This window comes from Streptomyces sp. NPDC002884 (assembly GCF_040295245.1).
In the GTDB taxonomy this organism is placed as follows: Bacteria; Actinomycetota; Actinomycetes; order Streptomycetales; family Streptomycetaceae; genus Streptomyces.
Window position 1 is genome coordinate 24281 of record NZ_JBEOVB010000015.1, and the last position, 20019, is coordinate 44299.

The following is a 20019-nucleotide window of genomic DNA, read 5'->3' on the forward strand; positions in this document are numbered from 1 at the left end:
GGCCGTTGAATCCCGTCCAGTAGGGATGATCGGGACGAGCCAGAGCCCGAGCCGGCGGCCGTTCGGGGCCCGGGTCAAGGCGTTCGTGGCGCTGACCAAGCCGCGGATCATCGAACTGCTGCTGATCACCACCGTCCCGGTGATGTTCCTGGCACAGCAGGGCGTTCCGGACCTCGGTCTGGTCGTCCTGACCTGCCTCGGCGGCTATCTCTCCGCGGGCGGCGCGAACGCGCTGAACATGTACATCGACCGCGACATCGACGCGTTGATGGACCGCACCTCGCAGCGCCCGCTGGTCACCGGAATGGTCAGTCCGCGTGAATGTCTCGCCTTCGGCATCACCCTCGCGGTGGTCTCGACACTCCTGTTCGGTCTGACCGTCAACTGGCTGTCGGCCTGGCTCGCCCTCGGCGCGCTCCTCTTCTACGTCGTCGTCTACACGATGATCCTCAAGCGCCGTACCTCGCAGAACATCGTGTGGGGCGGTATCGCCGGCTGCATGCCGGTCCTGATCGGCTGGTCGGCCGTGACGGACTCGGTGTCCTGGGCGCCGGTCGTCCTCTTCCTCGTGATGTTCTTCTGGACGCCGCCGCACTACTGGCCGCTGTCCATGAAGGTCAAGGACGACTACGCGCGGGTGGGCGTGCCGATGCTGCCGGTCGTCGCCTCCAACAAGACCGTCGCCAAGCAGATCGTCCTCTACAGCTGGGTGATGGTCGCCGTCTCGCTGCTGCTGACCCCGCTGGGCTACACCGGGTGGTTCTACCCCTCGGTCGCGCTGGTGGCCGGCGGCTGGTGGCTGTGGGAGGCGCACGCGCTCCAGAGCCGCGCGAAGGCGGAGGCCTCGGGCGCGAAGCTGAAGGAGATGCGGCTGTTCCACTGGTCGATCACCTATGTGTCGCTGCTGTTCGTGGCGGTCGCGGTGGACCCCTTCCTGCGCTGAGTCCCGCGCCGGGCGGCGTTTCCCCCGACGGCCGACGGCCGGGGTGCGTGGTCAACACCACGCACCCCGGCCGTCGCCGTTCGATCTACCCGTCGGTAGCATCCTGGCCATGGCAGACACCAAGCAGGTCGACGAGAGCGCCGACGCCAAGCAGGCCGCGAAGGCCGAGCGCAGGGCGGCCCGGCTCGCCAAGCAGATCAACGCCTTCGCCGAGCAGCACGGCGGGGCCGAGGGCCAGATCGCGTACATCGGCGAGCGCGGCGCCCGTATCGTCCTCGTCGGCGAGGACGGCGGCTGGGGCGACCTGGTGGCCCCCTCGGTCGCCGTCGCCGGGCAGGCCGTCGCGAAGGCCGGCATCACCGTCCACGAAGCCTTCGACGGCGAGTTCGCGGCGAAGGTGAAGACGGGGCCCTACGAGTGGACGCGGATGGCCGGGATCCAGGTCGGCGGACCGAAGAACGGCTGAGCAGCAACAACCTGACACCCCGGTCACCCGTTAGGACCCGTAGGAACCACGTGGTCCAGCTCCCCGGGAGTCCGGATGATCGAAACGCCGTCCTTGGTGGACCAGTACTGCCACGGCGTCCTGAGAACGGAGCTGGGCCTCGGCACCTTCGAGGCCCAGCTGGCGCGCACCGAGGGCCCGCCGGCCCCGGGCACGACGCTGTTCGACACCCAGACGGGGTTCGCGGTACGCCGCTGGTGCCCCCCGCTCCTCGGTCTGGAACCGCACGCGCCACCCGCCCGTTATCTTGCCCGGCGTCGTGAACTCGGCGTACTGGAAGCGGGCCGCCGGCTGCTGCGCGGCAGCGGCATCACGACGTACCTGGTCGACACCGGCCTGCCCGGCGACCTCACCGGACCGGGCGAGCTCGCCTCGGCCGGCGCCGCCGAGGCACGGGAGATCGTGCGCCTGGAACCCCTCGCCGAGCAGGTCGCCGACACCTCCGGCACCGTCGAGTCCTTCCTCGCCAACCTCGCCGAGTCGGTCCACGGGGCCGCCGCGAACGCCGTGGCCTTCACCTCCGTCGCGGGCGTCCGGCACGGCCTCGCCCTCGCGCCCGAGCCGCCCGGGCCGGGCGAGGTGCGGGGCGCGGCGGGCCGCTGGCTGGCGGGCCGCAGGGTGGGCGGCGAGCTGACCGACCCGGTGCTGCTGCGGCACCTGCTGTGGATCGCCGTCGCCTCGGGGCTGCCCCTTCAGCTGCACGCGGGACTCGGCGAGCCGGGGGCGCGCGTCGACCGTACGGATCCGGTGCTGCTGACGGACTTCGTGCGGGCCACGGCCGGCCTCGGCACCGACCTCGTCCTGCTGCACGGCTACCCCTATCACCGGCACGCCGCCCACCTCGCGGGCGTCTTCCCGCACGTGTACGCCGACTCCGGCGCCGCGCTCGTCCGGACCGGCGCGCGAGCCGCGACGATCCTCGCGGAGATCCTGGAGCTGGCCCCCTTCGGCAAGATCCTCTTCTCCAGCGGGGCCGGGGGGCTGCCCGAGCTGCACGTGGTCGGGGCACGGCTGTTCCGCGAGGCGCTGGCGCGGGTGCTCGGCGGCTGGGTCGTGGAGGGCGCGTGGTCGTCGGGGGACGCGCAACGGGTGGCGGGACTGATCGCGGCGGGCAACGCACGCCGGGTGTACGGGCTCGGCTGAGATGGACAGACTGGGCGGATGACGAGCCGTACGGAAGCCTTGCTCGACCGATTCCTCGCCGGACTCCCGGACCTGGACCCCGTCGCCGTGTGGGCCCACGGTTCACTCGCGGGGGGCGACTACCAGGAGGGCCGCAGCGACCTGGACCTGATCGCGGTCCTGGCGGGGCCCCTCACACCGCGCGCCGTGTGGCACCTGGGCCGGCTGCACGCCCGTCTGCGCAACGAGCCGCTTGCCCCGCTGCTGCACTGCACCTATCTCACGCCCGACCGGGCCGCCGATCCGGAGCGGCGGCATCTCACCTGGGCGCACGGTCAGCTGTTCCGGCGGACGGTCACCCCGGTGACCCGGCGCGAACTGCTCGACTTCGGGCGGGTCCTGTACGGGAAACCGCCCGGCGCGCTGCTTCCTCGCGTGCCGGACCGCGCACTCGGCGACTTCGTCGTCCGCGACCAGCGGGACTTCTGGCGGCCCGCCGTCGACAAGGCCCAGCTGTGGCATCAGAACGTCTGGGTCGATCTGGGGCTGCTGACCTTCGCGCGGGCGACGGTGACCGTGCGGGACGGCCGCCTGATCTCCAAGCGCCAGGCCCTCGACGAACTGTCCGCGCTGGGGGCGCCGTCGGAGGTCGTGGCCGACATCGCGCGCCGCCGCTACGACGAGGGGGCCGGGCCGGCCGACGCGGGATGGCCGGCCCGCCGGGCCGAGCTGACCCGGGACTACCTGGGGCCGGCGATCGACGGACTGGTCACCTCGTACGGGTGACTCACGCGCGCGTGCCCACCGTCGCCTCGGCCGCCGGGCCCGGCAGCTCGACCGTCGCCTCGGGGCGCTCGCGCAGCGCCAGCAGCACGCGCAGCACAGCGATCCACACCAGGCAGGAGCCGAACATGTGCAGCCCGACCAGGGCCTCGGGAAGGTCGGTGAAGTACTGGACGTAGCCGATGACGCCCTGCCCGAGCAGCACCAGGAACAGGTCCCGGGTACGGTCCAGCGGGTTCTTCGGCGCGTCCACCGCCTTGAGGATGAACCACAGGGCGAAGGTCAGCGTCACCACGATCCAGGCGAGCACGGCGTGCAGCTTGGCGACCGTCTCCCAGTCCAGCGGCATCCGCTCGACCTCGCTGGAGTCACCGGCGTGCGGGCCCGCGCCGGTCACCACCGTGCCGACGGCGATCAGCAGCGTCGAGGCGAGGACCAGGAACCACACCAGCTGCTGCACGGGCTTGCCGACCAGCGGCCGGGGTTCCCCGTCGCCCTCCCGGGCGCGCTGCCACATCACCGCGGCGACCGCGAGCAGCGCGCTGGCGGCCAGGAAGTGCGCCGCGACCGTGTACGGGTTGAGGCCGACGAGCACCACGATCCCGCCGAGCACGGCGTTGCTCATCACCAGCCAGAACTGCGCCCAGCCCAGCCGGGTCAGGCTCCGCCGGTACGGCTTCTCGGAGCGTGCGGCGATGATCGCCCAGCCGACGGCCGCGCACAGCACGTACGTCAGCATGCGGTTGCCGAACTCGATGGCGCCGTGGAAGCCCATCGCGCCGGTCGCGGTGAGCGAGTCCTCGGTGCACTTGGGCCAGGTCGGGCAGCCCAGGCCGGAGCCGGTGAGCCGTACGGCACCGCCGGTGACCACGATGACCACCGACATCACGAGCGGGTACAGGGCCGCCCGCTGAACCGTCCGGCGGGCGGGGGTCCAGCGTGCGGCGATGAAGGCGAGCGGGTTGCGCACGGCGGCTACGGCGTCGGCACGGGTCACGTTTGGCACGCGTCCCATCGTAGGCGTCCGCTTGTGCACGCGTTCACGAGGGTCCCCGGGTCCGCGCGTCCGGCTACTCCCAGCGGAAGAACCGGCCGGCCGCCGCGAGTCCCACGACCGCCCACACCGCCAGGATCCCCAGGTCGCCCCAGGGCATGCCCGCGCCGTGCTGGAGCACGTCCCGCAGGCCGTCCGAGAGGGCCGAGACCGGCAGCAGACCGAGCACGTCCTGGGCGCCGGACGGGAACTTGTCGAGCGGGACGATCACCCCGCCGCCCACCAGCAGCAGCAGGAAGACCAGGTTGGCCGCGGCCAGCGTCGCCTCCGCCTTGAGGGTGCCCGCCATCAGCAGGCCGAGGCCCGAGAAGGCGGCCGTGCCCAGGACGAGCAGCAGCAGGACGGCCGCCGGGTTGCCGTGCGGGTTCCAGCCGAGGGCGAAGGCGATCGCCGTCAGGAGGATCACCTGGAGGATCTCCGTGACCAGCACCGACAGCGTCTTCGCCGCCATCAGGCCCCAGCGGGGGAGGGGGGAGGAGGCGAGTCGCTTCAGCACCCCGTAACGGCGTTCGAAGCCGGTCGCGATGGCCTGGCCGGTGAAGGCCGTCGACACCACGGCGAGCGCGAGGATGCCGGGCGTGAGGAAGTCCACCGCCTCGCCGGCGCCGGTGTCGACGATGTCCACCGTGCTGAACAGCACCAGCAGCAGGGTGGGGATCACGACGGTGAGCAGCAGCTGCTCGCCGTTGCGCAGGAGCATCTTCGTCTCCAGCACCGCCTGGCTCCCGATCATGCGGGGCAGCGGCGCCGCGCCGGGCCGGGGGGCGTAGGTACCCGTGGCGGTCATCAGCGCAGCTCCTTGCCGGTCAGTTCCAGGCTGTGTCCTCCCGGGGGACGACCCCCGGACCCCCAGCAGGTCCGTGTGTGTGCCGGGATCATCAGCGCAGCTCCTTGCCGGTCAGTTCCAGGAAGACGTCCTCCAGGGTGTGCCGTTCGACCGAGATCCGGTCGGGCATCACCCCGTGCTGCGCGCACCACGAGGTGACCGTCGCCAGCAGCTGCGGGTCGACCTTGCCCATCACCCGGTAGGAGCCCGGGGTCAGCTCCTCGGCCGAGCTGTCGGCGGGCAGGGCCTTGAGCAGGGAGGTCACGTCGAGGCCGGGCCGGCCGGTGAAGCGCAGGGTGTTCTCGGCGCCGCCGCGGCACAGCTCCCCGGGGGAGCCCTGGGCGATGACCCGGCCCGCGTCGATGATCGCGACGTCGTCGGCGAGCTGTTCGGCCTCGTCCATGTAGTGGGTGGTCAGGATGACGGAGACGCCGTCCGCGCGCAGATCCCGTACCAGCTCCCAGGTGGCGCGGCGGGCCTGTGGGTCCAGGCCTGCCGTCGGCTCGTCCAGGAACACCAGCTCCGGGCGGCCGACGACGGCCATCGCCAGCGCGAGCCGCTGCTGCTGGCCGCCGGAGAGGCGGCGGTACGTCGTCCGGCCGCAGGAGCCGAGGCCGAGGCGCTCGACGAGGGCGTCGACGTCAAGCGGGTGGGCGTGCAGCCCGGCCACGTGCCGGAGCATCTCGTCGGCCCGGGCCCCGGAGTACACGCCCCCCGACTGGAGCATCACGCCGATCCGCGGGCGCAGGTCGTGGGCCTGTCTCTGCGGGTCGAGGCCGAGGACGCGTACCGTGCCGGCGTCCGGCCTGCGGTATCCCTCGCAGGTCTCGACGGTGGTCGTCTTGCCGGCGCCGTTGGGTCCGAGGACGGCGGTGACGCCCGCCCGGGCCGTCAGGTCGAGGCCGTTCACCGCCGTCTTGGTCCCGTACCGCTTCACCAGGGCCTCGACCCGGACGACAGGCTCACTTCGCATGGCTCAAGAGTCTAGGTTCGCGGGTGCGGGCTCGGACCGGGGGGTGCGGGAACCGGCCGGACGCGAGGGCGGCGGGGGCGGGCGCCGGGCGGACGGGTTCAGAGTTCCTCCTCGCGGGACCGGTGCAGCGGCAGCCACCGCTGGGCGTAGGCGACGGCGTCCGCGACCGGAAACAGCCGTACGTCGGCCGCCCCGACGGTGCCCCGTACGACGTCACGGTCGCGCTCGAAGTCATGGCCCAGCTCGTCGAAGCGATCGGAGTCGATCGACACCTCGGTCACGACCTCCCACGTCCCGTCGGGCCCGGGCCGGCCCACCTCGACGAGCGGGGCCGGGATCCGGTACTCGGCCAGGTGGAAGCTGGTGCAGGTGTGGTAGCCGGCGCCGAGGAGCAGGACCCGCGCCCCCGCCTTCTCCAGCCGGGCCAGCGGGCTGTGCTCGCCGAGCCGGCAGTCGGGGGCGTGCCCCTCGACCAGTTCCGCGGCCCGCGCCCCGAGCGCCGCGAACGAGGTCTGCGGGTGGGCGCTGCGCAGGGCGCCGGGCCAGGTGCGGACCGTCTCGGGGATCACGCCCACGCCCAGTGCGGGGGTGATGAGGGGGTCGTAGGCGGGCATGGCCGCCCGGATCCGCTCCCACCAGTTCGCGGGGACCGGCGGGTTGCTCCACAGGGCCGGGTCGGACAGGTCGCCGGACTGGGTGGGGACCACGAGCGTGCCGTCCGGGCCGACCGCGTCGAGCAGTCCCCGCACGACCGCGACGGCGCCTCCGCAGACCCAGCCGAGTGAACGGAGCGAGGAGTGCACGAGGAGGATTTCTCCGGGTTCGACACCCAGCGCGCGAAGCTCCGCCGCGAGGGTGTCGCGTGTGACAAGTGGGCCGGTGGGAGGGGGTGTGGGCATGGTCCGGCAGTGTCCTGGAAGGGGGCTCCGCAGACCAGTGGTTTTATCGCAACGGTATCCTCGCCCGATCGATCAAAGATCGTTTCCGCAGGTCAGATTAGGTATACCTAAGTGACGCAGGGCACCGCTCCCCGATCCGGGCGCGGCTTGCCTGCCTCTGAGGAATTACGCAACAATGGCGTTGTGAAATACGTTGGCGAGGTTCGGGAGACCCCCACGGGGACCCCCCAGGAGGAGATCGCGACCGGTGAGCGCTCGACGCGCAACCGGGTCGCGCGGTCCATCCTGGACCACGGGCCGTCGACCGTCGCCGAGCTGGCGGGCAGGCTGGGCCTCACGCAGGCCGCCGTCCGCCGCCACCTCGACGCGCTCGTCGCCGACGACGTCGTGGCGGCCCGCGAGCAGCGGGTGTACGGAGCACGGACCCGCGGACGCCCCGCCAAGGCCTTCGCCCTCACCGACTGCGGCCGCGACGCCTTCGACCAGTCCTACGACACGCTCGCCGCGGACGCCCTGCGCTGGATCCAGGAACGCTTCGGCGGGGACGAGGCCGTCATCGCCTTCGCCCGCGCCCGGATCGCCGAACAGGCCGCCGGGTACCGCCAGGCGATCGAGGCGGCCGCCCCGGAAGAGCGGACCGAGGCCCTGGCCAAGGCCCTGAGCGCGGACGGGTACGCTGCTACGGCGCGCAGCGCACCGGTCGGCGAGCAGCTGTGCCAGCACCACTGCCCCGTCGCCCATGTCGCCGAGAAGTTCCCGCAGCTCTGCGAGGCGGAGACCGAGATCTTCTCCCAGCTGCTCGGGACGCACGTCCAGCGACTGGCGACCATCGCCCACGGCGACGGCGTGTGCACGACGTTCATCCCCAAAGTTTCCACAGCCACTCACCACGCATCTGCAAGCACGGCCGGGAGGAACCCCGCATGACTCTCCCCACGGAGACTGCCCACCCCGAACTCGAGGGCCTGGGTAAGTACGAATACGGCTGGGCCGACTCCGACACGGCCGGCGCCTCTGCGAAGCGCGGCATCAACGAGGACGTCGTCCGGGACATCTCGGCCAAGAAGTCCGAGCCGGAGTGGATGACGAAGCTGCGCCTCAAGGGTCTGCGGCTCTTCGGCAAGAAGCCCATGCCCAACTGGGGCTCCGACCTCTCGGGCATCGACTTCGACAACATCAAGTACTTCGTGCGCTCCACGGAGAAGCAGGCGGAGTCCTGGGAGGACCTGCCCGAGGACATCAAGAACACGTACGACAGGCTCGGCATCCCGGAGGCGGAGAAGCAGCGCCTCGTCGCCGGTGTCGCGGCCCAGTACGAGTCCGAGGTCGTCTACCACCAGATCCGTGAGGACCTGGAGGAGCAGGGCGTCATCTTCCTCGACACCGACACCGCGCTGAAGGAGCACCCGGAGCTCTTCAAGGAGTACTTCGGCACGGTCATCCCGGTCGGCGACAACAAGTTCGCGTCGCTGAACACCGCGGTGTGGTCCGGCGGCTCCTTCATCTACGTGCCGAAGGGCGTGCACGTCGAGATCCCGCTCCAGGCCTACTTCCGTATCAACACGGAGAACATGGGCCAGTTCGAGCGGACCCTGATCATCGTCGACGAGGGCGCCTACGTGCACTACGTCGAGGGTTGTACGGCCCCGATCTACAAGTCGGACTCGCTGCACAGCGCCGTGGTCGAGATCATCGTCAAGAAGAACGCCCGCTGCCGTTACACGACCATCCAGAACTGGTCGAACAACGTCTACAACCTGGTCACCAAGCGCGCCGTGGCGTACGAGGGCGCGACCATGGAGTGGATCGACGGCAACATCGGCTCCAAGGTGACGATGAAGTACCCGGCCGTCTACCTGATGGGCGAGCACGCCAAGGGCGAGACCCTCTCCATCGCCTTCGCGGGCGAGGGCCAGCACCAGGACGCCGGCTCCAAGATGGTCCACATGGCGCCGAACACCTCGTCGAACATCGTGTCGAAGTCCGTGGCGCGCGGCGGCGGCCGTACGTCCTACCGCGGTCTCGTCGAGATCGGCGAGGGCGCCCACGGCTCCAAGTCCAACGTGCTGTGCGACGCGCTGCTCGTCGACACCATCTCCCGCTCCGACACGTACCCCTATGTGGACGTCCGCGAGGACGACGTGTCCATGGGCCACGAGGCCACCGTCTCCAAGGTCAGCGACGACCAGCTCTTCTACCTGATGAGCCGGGGCATGACCGAGTTCGAGGCGATGGCGATGATCGTGCGCGGCTTCGTCGAGCCCATCGCGAAGGAGCTGCCCATGGAGTACGCCCTCGAGCTCAACCGGCTGATCGAGCTGCAGATGGAAGGCGCGGTCGGTTAAGACCGCCCCCCACAGGCAGCTAGCGAAATCTGACGTAGGAAGAGAGCAGACCGACAGCCATGGCTGAGGCTCAGAACGCCCCCACTTTCGAATCCGCTCAAGCGGGGGGACCCCCACCGGTGGGCAGCACGACCGCCGGCCAGATCGCGGTGGCCGCCGAGTCGACCGTCGCCACGCGCATGAGCGCGCCCGCGTCCTTCGACGTGGCGGACTTCCCGGTCCCCCACGGTCGCGAGGAGGAGTGGCGGTTCACGCCGCTGGAGCGGCTGCGCGGGCTGCACGACGGCACCGCCGTCGCGACCGGCGAGGGCGTGAAGGTCGCCGTCGAGGCGCCCGAGGGCGTCGTCGTCGAGCTCGTGGACCGCGACGACCCGCGCCTCGGGAAGGCCGGCACCCCGGTGGACCGGGTCGCCGCCCAGGCGTACTCCGCGTTCGAGAAGGCCGGCGTGGTCACCGTCCCCAAGGAGACGGTGCTCACCGAGCCGATCCGCATCGCGGTGCACGGCGAGGGCGGGGTCTCCTTCGGCCACCAGGTCATCGAGCTGGGCGCCTTCGCCGAGGCCGTCGTCGTCATCGACCACACCGGGGACGCCGTGGTCGCCGCCAACGTCGACTACGTCCTCGGGGACGGCGCGAAGCTGACCGTCGTCTCCGTCCAGGACTGGGACGACAAGGCCGTGCACGTGGCCCAGCACAACGCCCTCGTCGGCCGCGACGCGACCTTCAAGTCGGTCGTGGTGACCTTCGGCGGCGACCTCGTCCGCCTCCACCCGCGCGTGGCGTACGCCGGCCCCGGCGCCGAGGCCGAGCTGTTCGGTCTGTACTTCACGGACGCCGGTCAGCACCAGGAGCACCGCCTCCTGGTCGACCACAACGTCCCGCACTGCAAGTCCAACGTCGTCTACAAGGGCGCCCTCCAGGGCGAGGGCGCGCACGCCGTGTGGATCGGTGACGTGCTCATCGAGGCCAAGGCCGAGGGCACCGACACCTACGAGATGAACCGCAACCTGGTCCTCACGGACGGCGCGCGGGTCGACTCGGTGCCGAACCTGGAGATCGAGACCGGCGAGATCGTCGGCGCCGGACACGCCTCCGCCACCGGCCGCTTCGACGACGAGCAGCTCTTCTACCTGATGGCCCGCGGCATCCCAGCCGACGAGGCCCGTCGCCTGGTCGTCCGCGGCTTCTTCGCCGAGCTGGTCCAGCAGATCGGTGTCGACGACATCGAGGAGCGTCTGCTGGCCAGGATCGAGACCGAGCTGGAGGCCACGGTCTGATGACGGCCTTCGTACGCGCCTGTGGGCTGAGCGAGCTGGCGGAGGACACCCCGACACGGGTGGAACTCGACGGCACGCCGGTCTCGGTCGTCCGTACCGAGGGGGAGGTGTTCGCCATCCACGACATCTGCTCCCACGCGAACGTCTCGCTCTCCGAGGGCGAGGTGGAGGACTGTCAGATCGAATGCTGGCTGCACGGCTCCAGCTTCGACCTCCGCACCGGCAAGCCGTCCGGCCTTCCCGCGACGCGCCCCGTCCCCGTATACCCCGTAAAGATCGAAGGGGACGACGTGCTCGTCTCCCTCACCCAGGAGTCCTGAGGCACCCATGGCAACGCTTGAAATCCGAGACCTGCACGTCACCGTCGAGGCCGACAACGCCACGAAGGAGATCCTCAAGGGCGTCGACCTCACCGTGAAGCAGGGCGAGACGCACGCCATCATGGGCCCCAACGGCTCCGGCAAGTCGACCCTCGCCTACTCGCTCGCGGGCCACCCGAAGTACACGGTCACCGGCGGCACCGTGCTGCTCGACGGCGAGGACGTCCTCGAGATGTCCGTCGACGAGCGCGCCCGCGCGGGCCTCTTCCTCGCCATGCAGTACCCGGTCGAGGTCCCCGGCGTCTCCGTGTCGAACTTCCTGCGCACCTCCGCCACCGCCATCCGTGGCGAGGCCCCCAAGCTGCGCACCTGGGTGAAGGAGGTCAAGGAGGCCATGCAGCGCCTCAACATGGACACCTCCTTCGCCGAGCGCAACGTCAACGAGGGCTTCTCCGGCGGTGAGAAGAAGCGCCACGAGATCCTCCAGCTGGAGCTGCTCAGGCCGAAGGTCGCGATCCTCGACGAGACGGACTCCGGTCTGGACGTCGACGCCCTGCGCATCGTCTCCGAAGGCGTCAACCGCGTCCGCGAGACCGGTGAGGTCGGCACCCTGCTGATCACGCACTACACGCGCATCCTGCGCTACATCAAGCCCGACTTCGTCCACGTCTTCTCCGCCGGCCGCATCGTCGAGTCCGGCGGCGCCGAGCTCGCCGACAAGCTGGAGAACGAGGGCTACGAGGCATACACGAAGGGTGGCGTATCCGCGTGACGCAGCTGCCGGGCCTCCTCGACACCGAGGCGATCCGCAAGGACTTCCCCATCCTGGACCGACAGGTCCACGACGGTCTGAAGCTCGTGTACCTGGACAACGCGGCGACCTCGCAGAAGCCGCGCCAGGTACTGGACGCCCTGAACGAGTACTACGAGCGCTACAACGCCAACGTCCACCGCGGTGTGCATGTGCTCGCCGAGGAGGCCACGGCGCTGTACGAGGGGGCGCGCGACAAGGTCGCCGCGTTCATCAACGCGCCGAGCCGCGACGAGGTGATCTTCACCAAGAACGCCTCCGAGTCGCTCAACCTCGTGGCGAACATGCTCGGCTGGGCCGACGAGCCCTACCGGGTGGACTCCGAGACCGAGATCGTCATCACGGAGATGGAGCACCACTCCAACATCGTGCCGTGGCAGCTGCTGTCGCAGCGCACCGGCGCGAAGCTGAAGTGGTTCGGCCTGACCGACGACGGCCGGCTCGACCTCTCCAACATCGACGAGATCATCACCGAGAAGACGAAGATCGTCTCCTTCGTGCTGGTGTCGAACATCCTCGGCACCGTGAACCCGGTCGAGGCGATAGTGCGCCGCGCGCAGGAGGTCGGCGCGCTGGTGTGCATCGACGCCTCGCAGGCCGCGCCGCACATGCCGCTGGACGTACAGGCCCTCCAGGCCGACTTCGTGGCCTTCACCGGCCACAAGATGTGCGGCCCGACCGGCATCGGCGTCCTCTGGGGCCGCCAGGAGCTGCTCGAGGACCTTCCCCCGTTCCTCGGCGGCGGCGAGATGATCGAGACGGTGTCGATGCACTCGTCGACCTACGCCCCGGCGCCCCACAAGTTCGAGGCGGGCACCCCGCCGATCGCGCAGGCGGTCGGTCTGGGCGCGGCCATCGACTACCTGTCCGCGATCGGCATGGACAAGATCCTCGCCCATGAGCACGCGATCACCGAGTACGCGGTGCGGCGCCTGACCGAGGTCCCCGACCTGCGGATCATCGGCCCGGCCACGGCCGAGGACCGGGGCGCGGCGATCTCCTTCACGCTCGGCGACATCCACCCGCACGACGTGGGCCAGGTGCTGGACGAGCAGGGCATCGCGGTCCGCGTGGGTCACCACTGCGCGCGGCCCGTCTGCCTGCGCTACGGAATTCCCGCGACCACACGAGCGTCGTTCTATCTGTACTCCACGCCGGCCGAGATCGATGCTCTGGTCGACGGTCTGGAGCACGTACGGAACTTCTTCGGCTGAGGGGCGTGAGCTGAGACCGTGAAGCTGGACTCCATGTACCAGGAAGTCATCCTGGATCACTACAAGCACCCGCACGGGCGTGGCCTGCGCGACGGCGACGCCGAGGTGCACCATGTGAACCCGACCTGCGGTGACGAGATCACCCTCCGTGTGAAGTACGACGGCACGAAGATCGAGGACGTCAGTTACGAGGGCCAGGGCTGCTCCATCAGCCAGGCCAGCGCGTCCGTCCTCAACGACCTTCTGGTCGGCAAGGAGCTGGCCGAGGCGCAGAAGATCCAGGAGGCATTCCTGGAGCTGATGCAGTCCAAGGGCAGGATCGAGCCCGACGAGGCGATGGAGGAGGTGCTGGAGGACGCGATCGCGTTCGCCGGTGTCTCCAAGTACCCGGCCCGGGTCAAGTGCGCCCTCCTCAGCTGGATGGCGTGGAAGGACGCGACGGCCCAGGCCCTGGGCGGAGCCGACGCCGAAAGGAAGACGGCATGAGCGAGACCCTTGAGATGAAGCCGGCCTCCGAGGAGGAAGTCCGCGAGGCGCTGTACGACGTCGTCGACCCCGAACTGGGTATCGACGTCGTCAACCTCGGGCTGATCTACGGCATTCACATCGACGACGCGAACATCGCGACGATCGACATGACCCTGACCTCGGCGGCCTGTCCGTTGACGGACGTGATCGAGGACCAGGCGAAGTCCGCCACGGACGGCCTGGTCAACGAGCTGCGCATCAACTGGGTCTGGATGCCGCCGTGGGGCCCGGACAAGATCACGGACGACGGCCGCGAGCAGCTTCGCGCGCTGGGCTTCAACGTCTGAGACGTCGGAGATCCCGTAGGGGAACCCGGCGAGGATCCTCCCTCGCACACGAAAGCGGCGGCACCCATCGGGTGCCGCCGCTTTCGTGTGTGCTCAGGCGAGCCCGTCCACCAGGCGGAACGAGTAGTCCTCACGGTTGTTGGAGCCGTAGCCGTACGTGTCCAGGCGCAGCGAGAAGTTCTTGTGGCGCAGGAAACGGCCGGGGTAGTTGACCGACTGCAGCATGACCGCGCCGGAGGAGTAGGAGGAGGGGACGGCACAGAACGTGGCGTCCTGCTTGAAGAGGGTGGAGCCGTCGTTGCGTTCGGCGCGCAGGACGAAGTCACGGTGGCGCAGGTATGTCCCGTCCGCCGTGACGAAGGTGGAGCAGGAGCTGTCGGCCAGGCCCTTCACCACGGTGAAGGTGGAGTCCGCACGGGACTCCGAGCCGCCGACCGGGTCGAGTTTCACCAGGCCGCCGCTGACGTGCCAGTAGCGGTCGGGGTAGTTGACCGAGCGGACCGAGCGCTGCGTGGCGGCCGGTTTGGGAGTGGACGGCTTCGTCGTCGTCGATGACGCGGACGGCGCGGCCGGGGCGTCCGGCGTCGAACTGCCCTGCGCCTCGGGGGAGGAGGAGGTCTTCGGCGACGCGGACGCGGACGCGGTCGTGCTCCTCTTCCCCGTCGGTGTCGCCGATCCGCTCGCGGAGGGGGTGGCGAAGGAGATCAGGCCGCCCTCCGTCTCCTCGTCCGACAGCGTCTGTCCCTGCCGGGCGTCCGACTTGTCGTCAACGGGCTTGTCGTTCAAGGCGATTGCGGTCACGCACGCCACGATGGTGGCCACGGCGAGACCGCCGGCCAGCCAGAGACGTCGTGTTCCGGGTGCCCGGGAGGTGTCCGGGGCCCAGCCGTTCTCCCAGTGCTCCTGGGACGGCCGGGACTTGTTTTCTGGCATGCGCTGTTCCTCCAGCGGTACCCCTGACGGCTGCCGCGGCTGCGATGGCCCGGTGTGTGAACGGTGAAACAGTAGTGGAACCTGTGGCTCACGTTCAGCCGTTTGGGTGAGCGCTTTCCATAACGCTTTCGACTCCACGGCGACAACATGTTCGGCCCTGCGGCGACTTGGGGGGACTTGGGACGAGGGGGCCGGCCCCGGTATCGTTATGTACACCCGTACGCATCGTTGTGTACGCTCGTACACATGGGATACCTGACGCTGGCCGGCGCCATCGCCGCCGAGGTGGCCGCGACGACCGCCATGAAGTACAGCGACGGCTTCAGCAGGCTCTGGCCCTCGCTCCTGACGGCCTCCGGCTATGTCGTCTCCTTCCTGCTCCTCGCCCAGACCCTCAAGACGGTCGGCATCGGCACGGCGTACGCGATCTGGGCCGGGGTCGGCACCGCGGCCATCGCCGTCATAGGGCCGGCCCTGTTCGGGGAGTCCCTGACGCCCACCAAGGCCGTCGGCATCCTGCTGATCGTCGGGGGAGTGGTCGTGCTGAACCTGGGGGGTGCGCACTGATGCCCCGGCGTCACGACCCCGAGCGGCGGCAGCGGATCATCGACGCGGCGATCCGGGTCGTCGGGGACAAGGGGCTGGCCGGGCTGAGCCACCGCTCGGTCGCCGCCGAGGCGGACGTGCCGCTCGGCTCCACCACCTACCACTTCGCCACCCTCGACGAACTGATGATCGCCGCCCTGCGGCAGGCCAACGAGGGCTTCGCCAAGGCGGTCGCGGCGCACGGCGGGCTGACGGACACCCGCGTCGACCTGCCCGCCGAACTGGCCGGACTGCTCGGCGAATGGCTGGCCGGCGAACGCACCGGCGTCGAGCTGGAGTACGAGCTGTATCTGGCCGCCCTGCGACGGCCCGCGCTGCGCCCCGTCGCCGCCGAGTGGGCCGAGGACCTCGCCGCCCTCCTCGCCGGGCACGTCGACCCCCTCACCGCACGCGCGCTGGTCGCGCTGATGGACGGGATCTGTCTCCAGGTGCTGCTGACGGACGCGCCCTACGACGAGGAGTACGCACGCGAGGCGCTGACACGCCTCGTTCCCGCCCCCGCCGCCCTCGGTCCCCCCGCCGACCCCGGTCCCCCCGCCACACCGTCGGGCCGGCGTTCCCGCCCAGCCGCGGGACGACGCTGAGCGTCTCCCCGACACCGCCCGCCACGTCCGTCATGACCGTCACGTCGGTCACGTCGGTCACGTCGGTCACATCCGTCACCGGATACCGCACATGCCGTACGACCCGCTCCCGGTCCACGACCAGGGTCAGCCGCTTCGGCCTGCTCGCCTGCTCGGCTGCACGCCAGCACCCCGCGCGCGGTGTCCCGGACGGTCGGCAGGGTTTACCGGTCCCCGACGACGCCCAGTGCCTGCGCGATGGCGCAGCCGGAATCCTCCAGGCTCGTCCTGCGGGCCATGGGCCGCCGCCGCCTCCCGTCGGCGGCGGCCCCGCTGACGCGGTCGGTTCCCGGGAGGAACTCACCAGGTCGGCGGGGGCGTGCGGCCCGCCCCCTGAGACACCGCTGTGCGGGTTGGCCTCTGCGGCCCCCCGCCGGTTAGGTTGCCCTCATGACCGACACGACTGTTCCCCGCACCACCGGCGCCGCGGCCGCCGGCCTCGCCACGATCGCCGCCGACGGCACCGTTCTCGACACCTGGTTCCCGGCGCCCGCGCTCGTCGCCGAGCCCGGCCCGTCCGGCACCGAGCGCCTGTCCGCCGAGAAGGCCGTGGAGCTGCTCGGCGAGGGTGCGGCGAAGGCGATCGGTCAGGACGCCCGCCGCGGCGTCGAGGTGGTCGCGGTCCGCACGGTCATCGCCTCGCTCGACGACAAGCCGCTCGACGCGCACGACGTCTACCTGCGTCTGCACCTGCTCTCCCACCGGCTCGTGAAGCCGCACGGCCAGAGCCTGGACGGCATGTTCGGCCACCTCGCCAACGTCGCCTGGACCTCGCTCGGCCCGGTCGCCGTCGACGACATCGAGAAGGTCCGCCTGAACGCCCGCGCGCAGGGCCTGCACCTCCAGGTCACCTCCATCGACAAGTTCCCGCGCATGACGGACTACGTCGCTCCGAAGGGCGTCCGGATCGCCGACGCCGACCGGGTCCGCCTCGGCGCCCACCTCGCCGAGGGCACCACGGTCATGCACGAGGGCTTCGTCAACTTCAACGCGGGCACGCTCGGCACCTCGATGGTCGAGGGCCGTATCTCCGCGGGCGTCATCGTCGGCGACGGCTCGGACATCGGCGGCGGCGCCTCCACGATGGGCACGCTGTCCGGCGGCGGCAACGTGATCATCTCCATCGGCGAGCGCTGCCTCGTCGGCGCCGAGGCGGGCGTCGGCATCGCCCTCGGCGACGAGTGCGTGGTCGAGGCCGGCCTGTACGTCACCGCGGGCACCCGCGTCACCATGCCCGACGGCCAGATCGTCAAGGCCCGCGAGCTCTCCGGCGCCTCGAACATCCTCTTCCGCCGCAACTCGGTCACCGGCGCGGTCGAGGCCCGCCCGAACAACGCGGTGTGGGGCGGCCTGAACGAGATCCTGCACAGCCACAACTGACCCGCGGCGGCCGCGACCTGCGGCCGCCCGACCGGTCGGCTTCCTGGCCCGCGGCCCGGCTGCCGGCCGTCGTCGACATCGGTCGTCGTCGAGCGCCCTCCCCGTCCGCCCCGGTGCGGCCAGGGAGGGCGCTCGCGTGTGTGCAGGCGACGGGAGGCGGGCCGGGCTTCGTCAGGCGGGGAGTGCCGCCGCGAACCGCGTCAGGGTCGTGAAGTCCTCCTCGCGCAGGCCGAGCCGGGGGTCCACGTGGTGCAGGAGAGCCGGTGCCGGGTGGTGGGCGGTGACGTAGGCCGTGTCGGCGGGGGACTGTTCGTCGTCCACCCAGGCGAAGGGGCGGCCCGCCGCGTGGGCGACGATCGCCTCCGTCTTCCAGTGGACCCCGTCGGCCCGGTGGGCGAAGAGCGCCTCGCCGAAGTCGACGTACGGAAGCTCCGGCAGCCCCACCACCGGCGCGATCCATCGGTTGGCCCGGTCCATCCAGGTCGTCGCCCAGCACAGGTCGTAGGGGAGGCGGAGCAGGGCGGCGCCGTGCCCGGGGTGCAGCCAGACCCGCAGCGGCCGCTCACGGCCCACGGACGCCCTGATGGTCGTATAGCCCGCCGGCCGCTTCGAGGGCTTGGCCGCGTACGGGTTGAGGGGTCCGTCGACGTCGAGGTAGAGCAGCGGTCGGCTCATGCGTTCACCGTACGTGCGCACGGTCGGACGGTCGGCGGAATTTCGTGCGGGGCGGCATAGCGGGGGCGGGGGGTGCGCGTCTCAAGGGGTGCAGGGGGCCGGCAGCGGGTCCGGTCCCGGGGGAAGAGAAGGTGACGATGGATGCCGAGGCGCTGGAGAGCTTCCGACATTTCGTGGACGGCAGATCGTCGGCGCTGCTGAGGACGGCCGTCCTGCTCAGTGGCGGCGACCGGCACGCCGGTGAGGATCTGCTCCAGAACGCCCTGGCGAAGGCGGCCGGCCGCTGGCACCGCATCGAGGAACCCGAGGCGTACGTACGTCAGGTGCTCTACCGGCAGCAGATCAGCCGCTGGCGTCTGAAGTGGCCCCGGCGCGAGGTCAGTGTCGCCGAACCGCCGGACCGCGGGGCCGGACCGGACGCGTCCTCGGCCGCCGAACTGCGGGTCGTGATGCGCGCGGCCCTGTCCCGGTTGACGGCGCGCCAGCGCACCGTGCTCGTCCTCCGCTACTTCGAGGATCTGCCGGAGGCCGAGGTGGCCGGGCTCCTCGGCTGCTCCGTGGGCACCGTGCGGTCCACCACCCACCGCTCCCTCGCCCGGCTGCGCGCTCTCGCGCCGGAGCTGGCCGCCCTCGGCCGCGCGGACGCCGAAAGGGCGCCGTCCAGTGACTTCTCGCCCGTGGAGGTGCGTCCGTGAACGTCGACGAACTCGTACGCGACTCCCTGCGCGAGCAGGCCGACGAGCAGCAGCCGGCACGGGCCGGACTCGTCGACCGGGTCCTCGCCCTGCGCCGCCGGCGCCGCGCCCGGCGGTTCGTGTCCGTGGCGGCCGTGACCGTCGCCGTGGTGGCCGTCGCCGTGGCGGTGCCGAGGCTGGACTCCGGCGGCGCGACCGATGTGCGCCCCGCCGACGTCACGCGGCCCACCCGGATCACCGCGCACCCGGACCAGTCGCCGCCGCGCGATCTGATCGCGGCCGGGCGGACGGCGCTGGCCGCGTACTACGCGACGACCGTCGTCCCGCAGACCGCCGAGCGGGCGGTGGCGACGCGCACGTACTGGCTGCTGAACCCGACGACGCGGAAGTACGTGAAGACCACCCGGTGGTCGTGGGTCGCCGTCGCGCCGGGGCTGCGGACCGCCGCCGTCCTGGAACAGAACCTGCCCGTCCACCGGATCGGCCTGCTCGACCTGGCCAGCGGCGAGGTCAAGCGGTGGATCCCGGTCGAGCAGGCCGTCGCCGGGCTCGCGTTCTCGCGGGACGGCCGTGAGCTGGTCGCGACGACGTACAGCGCGAACCCGGATCTGCGGGTCAAGTCGGAGGGCGGTACCGGAGGCTGGGACGCGAACACGGCGCAGTCGTACCGCACCGGTTTCCACGTCTTCGACGTGGCCTCCGGGAGCGGCTCCTGGAGCGAGGTGAGGCCCGGCACGGACATGAACGACCCCACCGCCTTCCTCAACAGCCGCCAGGACTTCGCCTTCAGCCGTGACGGCAGCCGCATCTGGTCCGGTCTGCCCTCGGAGCCCGGTTACCAGTTCTACGACCGGCAGGGCGGGAAGGCGGGCCCGCCCGCGGGCGAGAAGTACCTGTCGTGGTTCGTCGACGCGGGCCTCTCACCCGACGGCAGGAAGCTCGCCGGTGACTTCGCGGGCGAGAAGTACAAGACGTCCTCCTGGATCGTCGACCCCCGCACCGGGAAGAACCTCGTCGAGACGCGCGGCCAGCAACTGCTCGCCTGGGCCGACGACTCCACCCTCGTCGCCTGGGACATCGGCCCGGACGGCGACGAGTACCACCAGCGGCTGGTGCTGGTCACTCCCGACAGCGACGAGGTCGTCCCGCTCAGCGACTTCCGGGCGACCGGGGACGACACCCTCGCACGCTGGACGCCGATCTTTGCGGACCGCTGACTG

At 70.9% G+C, this 20019-nt stretch carries 23 protein-coding genes; 17 read left to right on the forward strand and 6 right to left on the reverse strand.

Going from position 1 to position 20019, the window contains the following annotated elements:
* Positions 1–25: 25 nt before the first annotated feature.
* The 4 genes from ABT070_RS26985 (at position 26) to ABT070_RS27000 (ending at position 3356) form a co-directional block, all read left to right on the forward strand.
* A complete protein-coding gene (locus tag ABT070_RS26985; protein ID WP_351764455.1) occupies positions 26–943 on the forward strand; it encodes a heme o synthase in 918 nt (305 codons plus the stop codon).
* 109 nt (positions 944–1052) lie between these two features.
* The gene (locus ABT070_RS26990; protein ID WP_351764456.1) at positions 1053–1409 is read left to right on the forward strand and encodes a hypothetical protein; all 357 of its coding nucleotides are present in this window, start codon (positions 1053–1055) and stop codon (positions 1407–1409) included.
* 75 nt (positions 1410–1484) lie between these two features.
* A complete protein-coding gene (locus tag ABT070_RS26995; RefSeq protein ID WP_351764457.1) occupies positions 1485–2591 on the forward strand; it encodes an amidohydrolase family protein in 1107 nt (368 codons plus the stop codon).
* A gap of 18 nt (positions 2592–2609) precedes the next feature.
* On the forward strand, positions 2610–3356 hold the full coding sequence (locus tag ABT070_RS27000; RefSeq protein WP_351764458.1) for a nucleotidyltransferase domain-containing protein: 747 nt from the start codon (positions 2610–2612) through the stop codon (positions 3354–3356).
* A 1-nt stretch (position 3357) separates the two neighbouring features.
* Here the strand turns inward: ABT070_RS27000 and ABT070_RS27005 are convergent, their stop codons facing one another.
* The 4 genes from ABT070_RS27005 to ABT070_RS27020 all read right to left on the reverse strand — a co-directional run bounded on the left by ABT070_RS27005 (position 3358) and on the right by ABT070_RS27020 (position 7105).
* On the reverse strand, positions 3358–4368 hold the full coding sequence (locus ABT070_RS27005; protein ID WP_351764459.1) for a COX15/CtaA family protein: 1011 nt from the start codon (positions 4366–4368) through the stop codon (positions 3358–3360).
* Between the two features lie 55 nt (positions 4369–4423).
* Positions 4424–5194 carry an ABC transporter permease gene (locus tag ABT070_RS27010; RefSeq protein ID WP_351764460.1) on the reverse strand — a complete coding sequence of 257 codons (771 nt, stop codon included), beginning with the start codon at positions 5192–5194 and terminating at the stop codon, positions 4424–4426.
* Between the two features lie 91 nt (positions 5195–5285).
* Positions 5286–6206 carry an ABC transporter ATP-binding protein gene (locus ABT070_RS27015; RefSeq protein ID WP_351764461.1) on the reverse strand — a complete coding sequence of 307 codons (921 nt, stop codon included), beginning with the start codon at positions 6204–6206 and terminating at the stop codon, positions 5286–5288.
* A gap of 98 nt (positions 6207–6304) precedes the next feature.
* Positions 6305–7105: an AAC(3) family N-acetyltransferase gene (locus ABT070_RS27020; protein WP_351764462.1), complete on the reverse strand. Its 801-nt coding sequence runs from the start codon at positions 7103–7105 to the stop codon at positions 6305–6307.
* Positions 7106–7288: 183 nt separating this feature from the next.
* Between ABT070_RS27020 and ABT070_RS27025 the strand changes: the two genes are divergently transcribed.
* Genes ABT070_RS27025 through ABT070_RS27060 form a run of 8 tightly spaced genes read left to right on the forward strand, consistent with a single transcriptional unit; the run spans position 7289 to position 13887 of the window.
* On the forward strand, positions 7289–8032 hold the full coding sequence (locus ABT070_RS27025; protein WP_351764463.1) for a helix-turn-helix transcriptional regulator: 744 nt from the start codon (positions 7289–7291) through the stop codon (positions 8030–8032).
* The gene (gene sufB / locus ABT070_RS27030; RefSeq protein WP_351764464.1) at positions 8029–9450 is read left to right on the forward strand and encodes a Fe-S cluster assembly protein SufB; all 1422 of its coding nucleotides are present in this window, start codon (positions 8029–8031) and stop codon (positions 9448–9450) included. Before ABT070_RS27025 ends, sufB begins: the two co-directional genes overlap by 4 nt.
* A 59-nt stretch (positions 9451–9509) precedes the next feature.
* Entirely contained in the window at positions 9510–10727 is a 1218-nt protein-coding gene (sufD, locus tag ABT070_RS27035) for a Fe-S cluster assembly protein SufD (protein ID WP_351764465.1), read from the forward strand.
* Positions 10727–11047: a non-heme iron oxygenase ferredoxin subunit gene (locus ABT070_RS27040; RefSeq protein ID WP_351764466.1), complete on the forward strand. Its 321-nt coding sequence runs from the start codon at positions 10727–10729 to the stop codon at positions 11045–11047. Before sufD ends, ABT070_RS27040 begins: the two co-directional genes overlap by 1 nt.
* Before the next feature lie 7 nt (positions 11048–11054).
* A complete protein-coding gene (gene sufC / locus ABT070_RS27045) occupies positions 11055–11819 on the forward strand; it encodes a Fe-S cluster assembly ATPase SufC (RefSeq protein WP_351764467.1) in 765 nt (254 codons plus the stop codon).
* Positions 11816–13072, forward strand: a complete 1257-nt coding sequence (locus ABT070_RS27050) for a cysteine desulfurase (protein ID WP_351764468.1) — start codon at positions 11816–11818, stop codon at positions 13070–13072. Before sufC ends, ABT070_RS27050 begins: the two co-directional genes overlap by 4 nt.
* Positions 13073–13090: 18 nt before the next feature.
* The gene (gene sufU, locus ABT070_RS27055; RefSeq protein WP_351764469.1) at positions 13091–13558 is read left to right on the forward strand and encodes a Fe-S cluster assembly sulfur transfer protein SufU; all 468 of its coding nucleotides are present in this window, start codon (positions 13091–13093) and stop codon (positions 13556–13558) included.
* Complete coding sequence (locus tag ABT070_RS27060) at positions 13555–13887, forward strand: metal-sulfur cluster assembly factor (protein WP_020130530.1); 333 nt, start codon at positions 13555–13557, stop codon at positions 13885–13887. The genes sufU and ABT070_RS27060 overlap by 4 nt, the downstream gene beginning before the upstream one ends.
* Before the next feature lie 93 nt (positions 13888–13980).
* On the opposite strand, the gene ABT070_RS27065 is transcribed toward ABT070_RS27060, so the two are convergent.
* A complete protein-coding gene (locus ABT070_RS27065; RefSeq protein WP_351764470.1) occupies positions 13981–14820 on the reverse strand; it encodes an AbfB domain-containing protein in 840 nt (279 codons plus the stop codon).
* Positions 14821–15066: 246 nt separating this feature from the next.
* Here ABT070_RS27065 and ABT070_RS27070 point away from each other — a divergent pair, with 246 nt between their 5' ends.
* The 3 genes from ABT070_RS27070 (at position 15067) to dapD (ending at position 17429) form a co-directional block, all read left to right on the forward strand.
* Positions 15067–15387: a DMT family transporter gene (locus ABT070_RS27070; protein WP_351764471.1), complete on the forward strand. Its 321-nt coding sequence runs from the start codon at positions 15067–15069 to the stop codon at positions 15385–15387.
* Complete coding sequence (locus tag ABT070_RS27075; RefSeq protein ID WP_351764472.1) at positions 15387–16010, forward strand: TetR/AcrR family transcriptional regulator; 624 nt, start codon at positions 15387–15389, stop codon at positions 16008–16010. Before ABT070_RS27070 ends, ABT070_RS27075 begins: the two co-directional genes overlap by 1 nt.
* A 429-nt stretch (positions 16011–16439) precedes the next feature.
* A complete protein-coding gene (dapD, locus tag ABT070_RS27080; RefSeq protein ID WP_351764473.1) occupies positions 16440–17429 on the forward strand; it encodes a 2,3,4,5-tetrahydropyridine-2,6-dicarboxylate N-succinyltransferase in 990 nt (329 codons plus the stop codon).
* Positions 17430–17600: 171 nt separating this feature from the next.
* Here dapD and ABT070_RS27085 read toward each other — a convergent pair whose 3' ends face one another.
* On the reverse strand, positions 17601–18104 hold the full coding sequence (locus ABT070_RS27085) for an HAD domain-containing protein (RefSeq protein ID WP_351764474.1): 504 nt from the start codon (positions 18102–18104) through the stop codon (positions 17601–17603).
* A gap of 137 nt (positions 18105–18241) precedes the next feature.
* On the opposite strand from ABT070_RS27085, the gene ABT070_RS27090 reads away from it, so the two are divergent.
* Both ABT070_RS27090 and ABT070_RS27095 read left to right on the forward strand, forming a co-directional pair.
* Positions 18242–18799, forward strand: a complete 558-nt coding sequence (locus ABT070_RS27090; protein ID WP_351764616.1) for a SigE family RNA polymerase sigma factor — start codon at positions 18242–18244, stop codon at positions 18797–18799.
* Positions 18796–20016 carry a WD40 repeat domain-containing protein gene (locus ABT070_RS27095; protein WP_351764475.1) on the forward strand — a complete coding sequence of 407 codons (1221 nt, stop codon included), beginning with the start codon at positions 18796–18798 and terminating at the stop codon, positions 20014–20016. Before ABT070_RS27090 ends, ABT070_RS27095 begins: the two co-directional genes overlap by 4 nt.
* Positions 20017–20019 lie beyond the last annotated feature (3 nt).

Bases quoted from the DNA above. Each gene is read 5' to 3' on its own strand.
- ABT070_RS26985 (WP_351764455.1), top strand. From the start codon at position 26: ATGATCGGGACGAGCCAGAGCCCGAGCCGGCGGCCGTTCGGGGCCCGG.
- ABT070_RS26990 (WP_351764456.1), top strand. From the start codon at position 1,053: ATGGCAGACACCAAGCAGGTCGACGAGAGCGCCGACGCCAAGCAGGCC.
- ABT070_RS26995 (WP_351764457.1), top strand. From the start codon at position 1,485: ATGATCGAAACGCCGTCCTTGGTGGACCAGTACTGCCACGGCGTCCTG.
- ABT070_RS27000 (WP_351764458.1), top strand. From the start codon at position 2,610: ATGACGAGCCGTACGGAAGCCTTGCTCGACCGATTCCTCGCCGGACTC.
- ABT070_RS27005 (WP_351764459.1), bottom strand. From the start codon at position 4,368: ATGGGACGCGTGCCAAACGTGACCCGTGCCGACGCCGTAGCCGCCGTG.
- ABT070_RS27010 (WP_351764460.1), bottom strand. From the start codon at position 5,194: ATGACCGCCACGGGTACCTACGCCCCCCGGCCCGGCGCGGCGCCGCTG.
- ABT070_RS27015 (WP_351764461.1), bottom strand. From the start codon at position 6,206: ATGCGAAGTGAGCCTGTCGTCCGGGTCGAGGCCCTGGTGAAGCGGTAC.
- ABT070_RS27020 (WP_351764462.1), bottom strand. From the start codon at position 7,105: ATGCCCACACCCCCTCCCACCGGCCCACTTGTCACACGCGACACCCTC.
- sufB (WP_351764464.1), top strand. From the start codon at position 8,029: ATGACTCTCCCCACGGAGACTGCCCACCCCGAACTCGAGGGCCTGGGT.
- sufD (WP_351764465.1), top strand. From the start codon at position 9,510: ATGGCTGAGGCTCAGAACGCCCCCACTTTCGAATCCGCTCAAGCGGGG.
- ABT070_RS27040 (WP_351764466.1), top strand. From the start codon at position 10,727: ATGACGGCCTTCGTACGCGCCTGTGGGCTGAGCGAGCTGGCGGAGGAC.
- sufC (WP_351764467.1), top strand. From the start codon at position 11,055: ATGGCAACGCTTGAAATCCGAGACCTGCACGTCACCGTCGAGGCCGAC.
- ABT070_RS27060 (WP_020130530.1), top strand. From the start codon at position 13,555: ATGAGCGAGACCCTTGAGATGAAGCCGGCCTCCGAGGAGGAAGTCCGC.
- ABT070_RS27065 (WP_351764470.1), bottom strand. From the start codon at position 14,820: ATGCCAGAAAACAAGTCCCGGCCGTCCCAGGAGCACTGGGAGAACGGC.
- ABT070_RS27070 (WP_351764471.1), top strand. From the start codon at position 15,067: ATGGGATACCTGACGCTGGCCGGCGCCATCGCCGCCGAGGTGGCCGCG.
- ABT070_RS27075 (WP_351764472.1), top strand. From the start codon at position 15,387: ATGCCCCGGCGTCACGACCCCGAGCGGCGGCAGCGGATCATCGACGCG.
- dapD (WP_351764473.1), top strand. From the start codon at position 16,440: ATGACCGACACGACTGTTCCCCGCACCACCGGCGCCGCGGCCGCCGGC.
- ABT070_RS27085 (WP_351764474.1), bottom strand. From the start codon at position 18,104: ATGAGCCGACCGCTGCTCTACCTCGACGTCGACGGACCCCTCAACCCG.
- ABT070_RS27090 (WP_351764616.1), top strand. From the start codon at position 18,242: ATGGATGCCGAGGCGCTGGAGAGCTTCCGACATTTCGTGGACGGCAGA.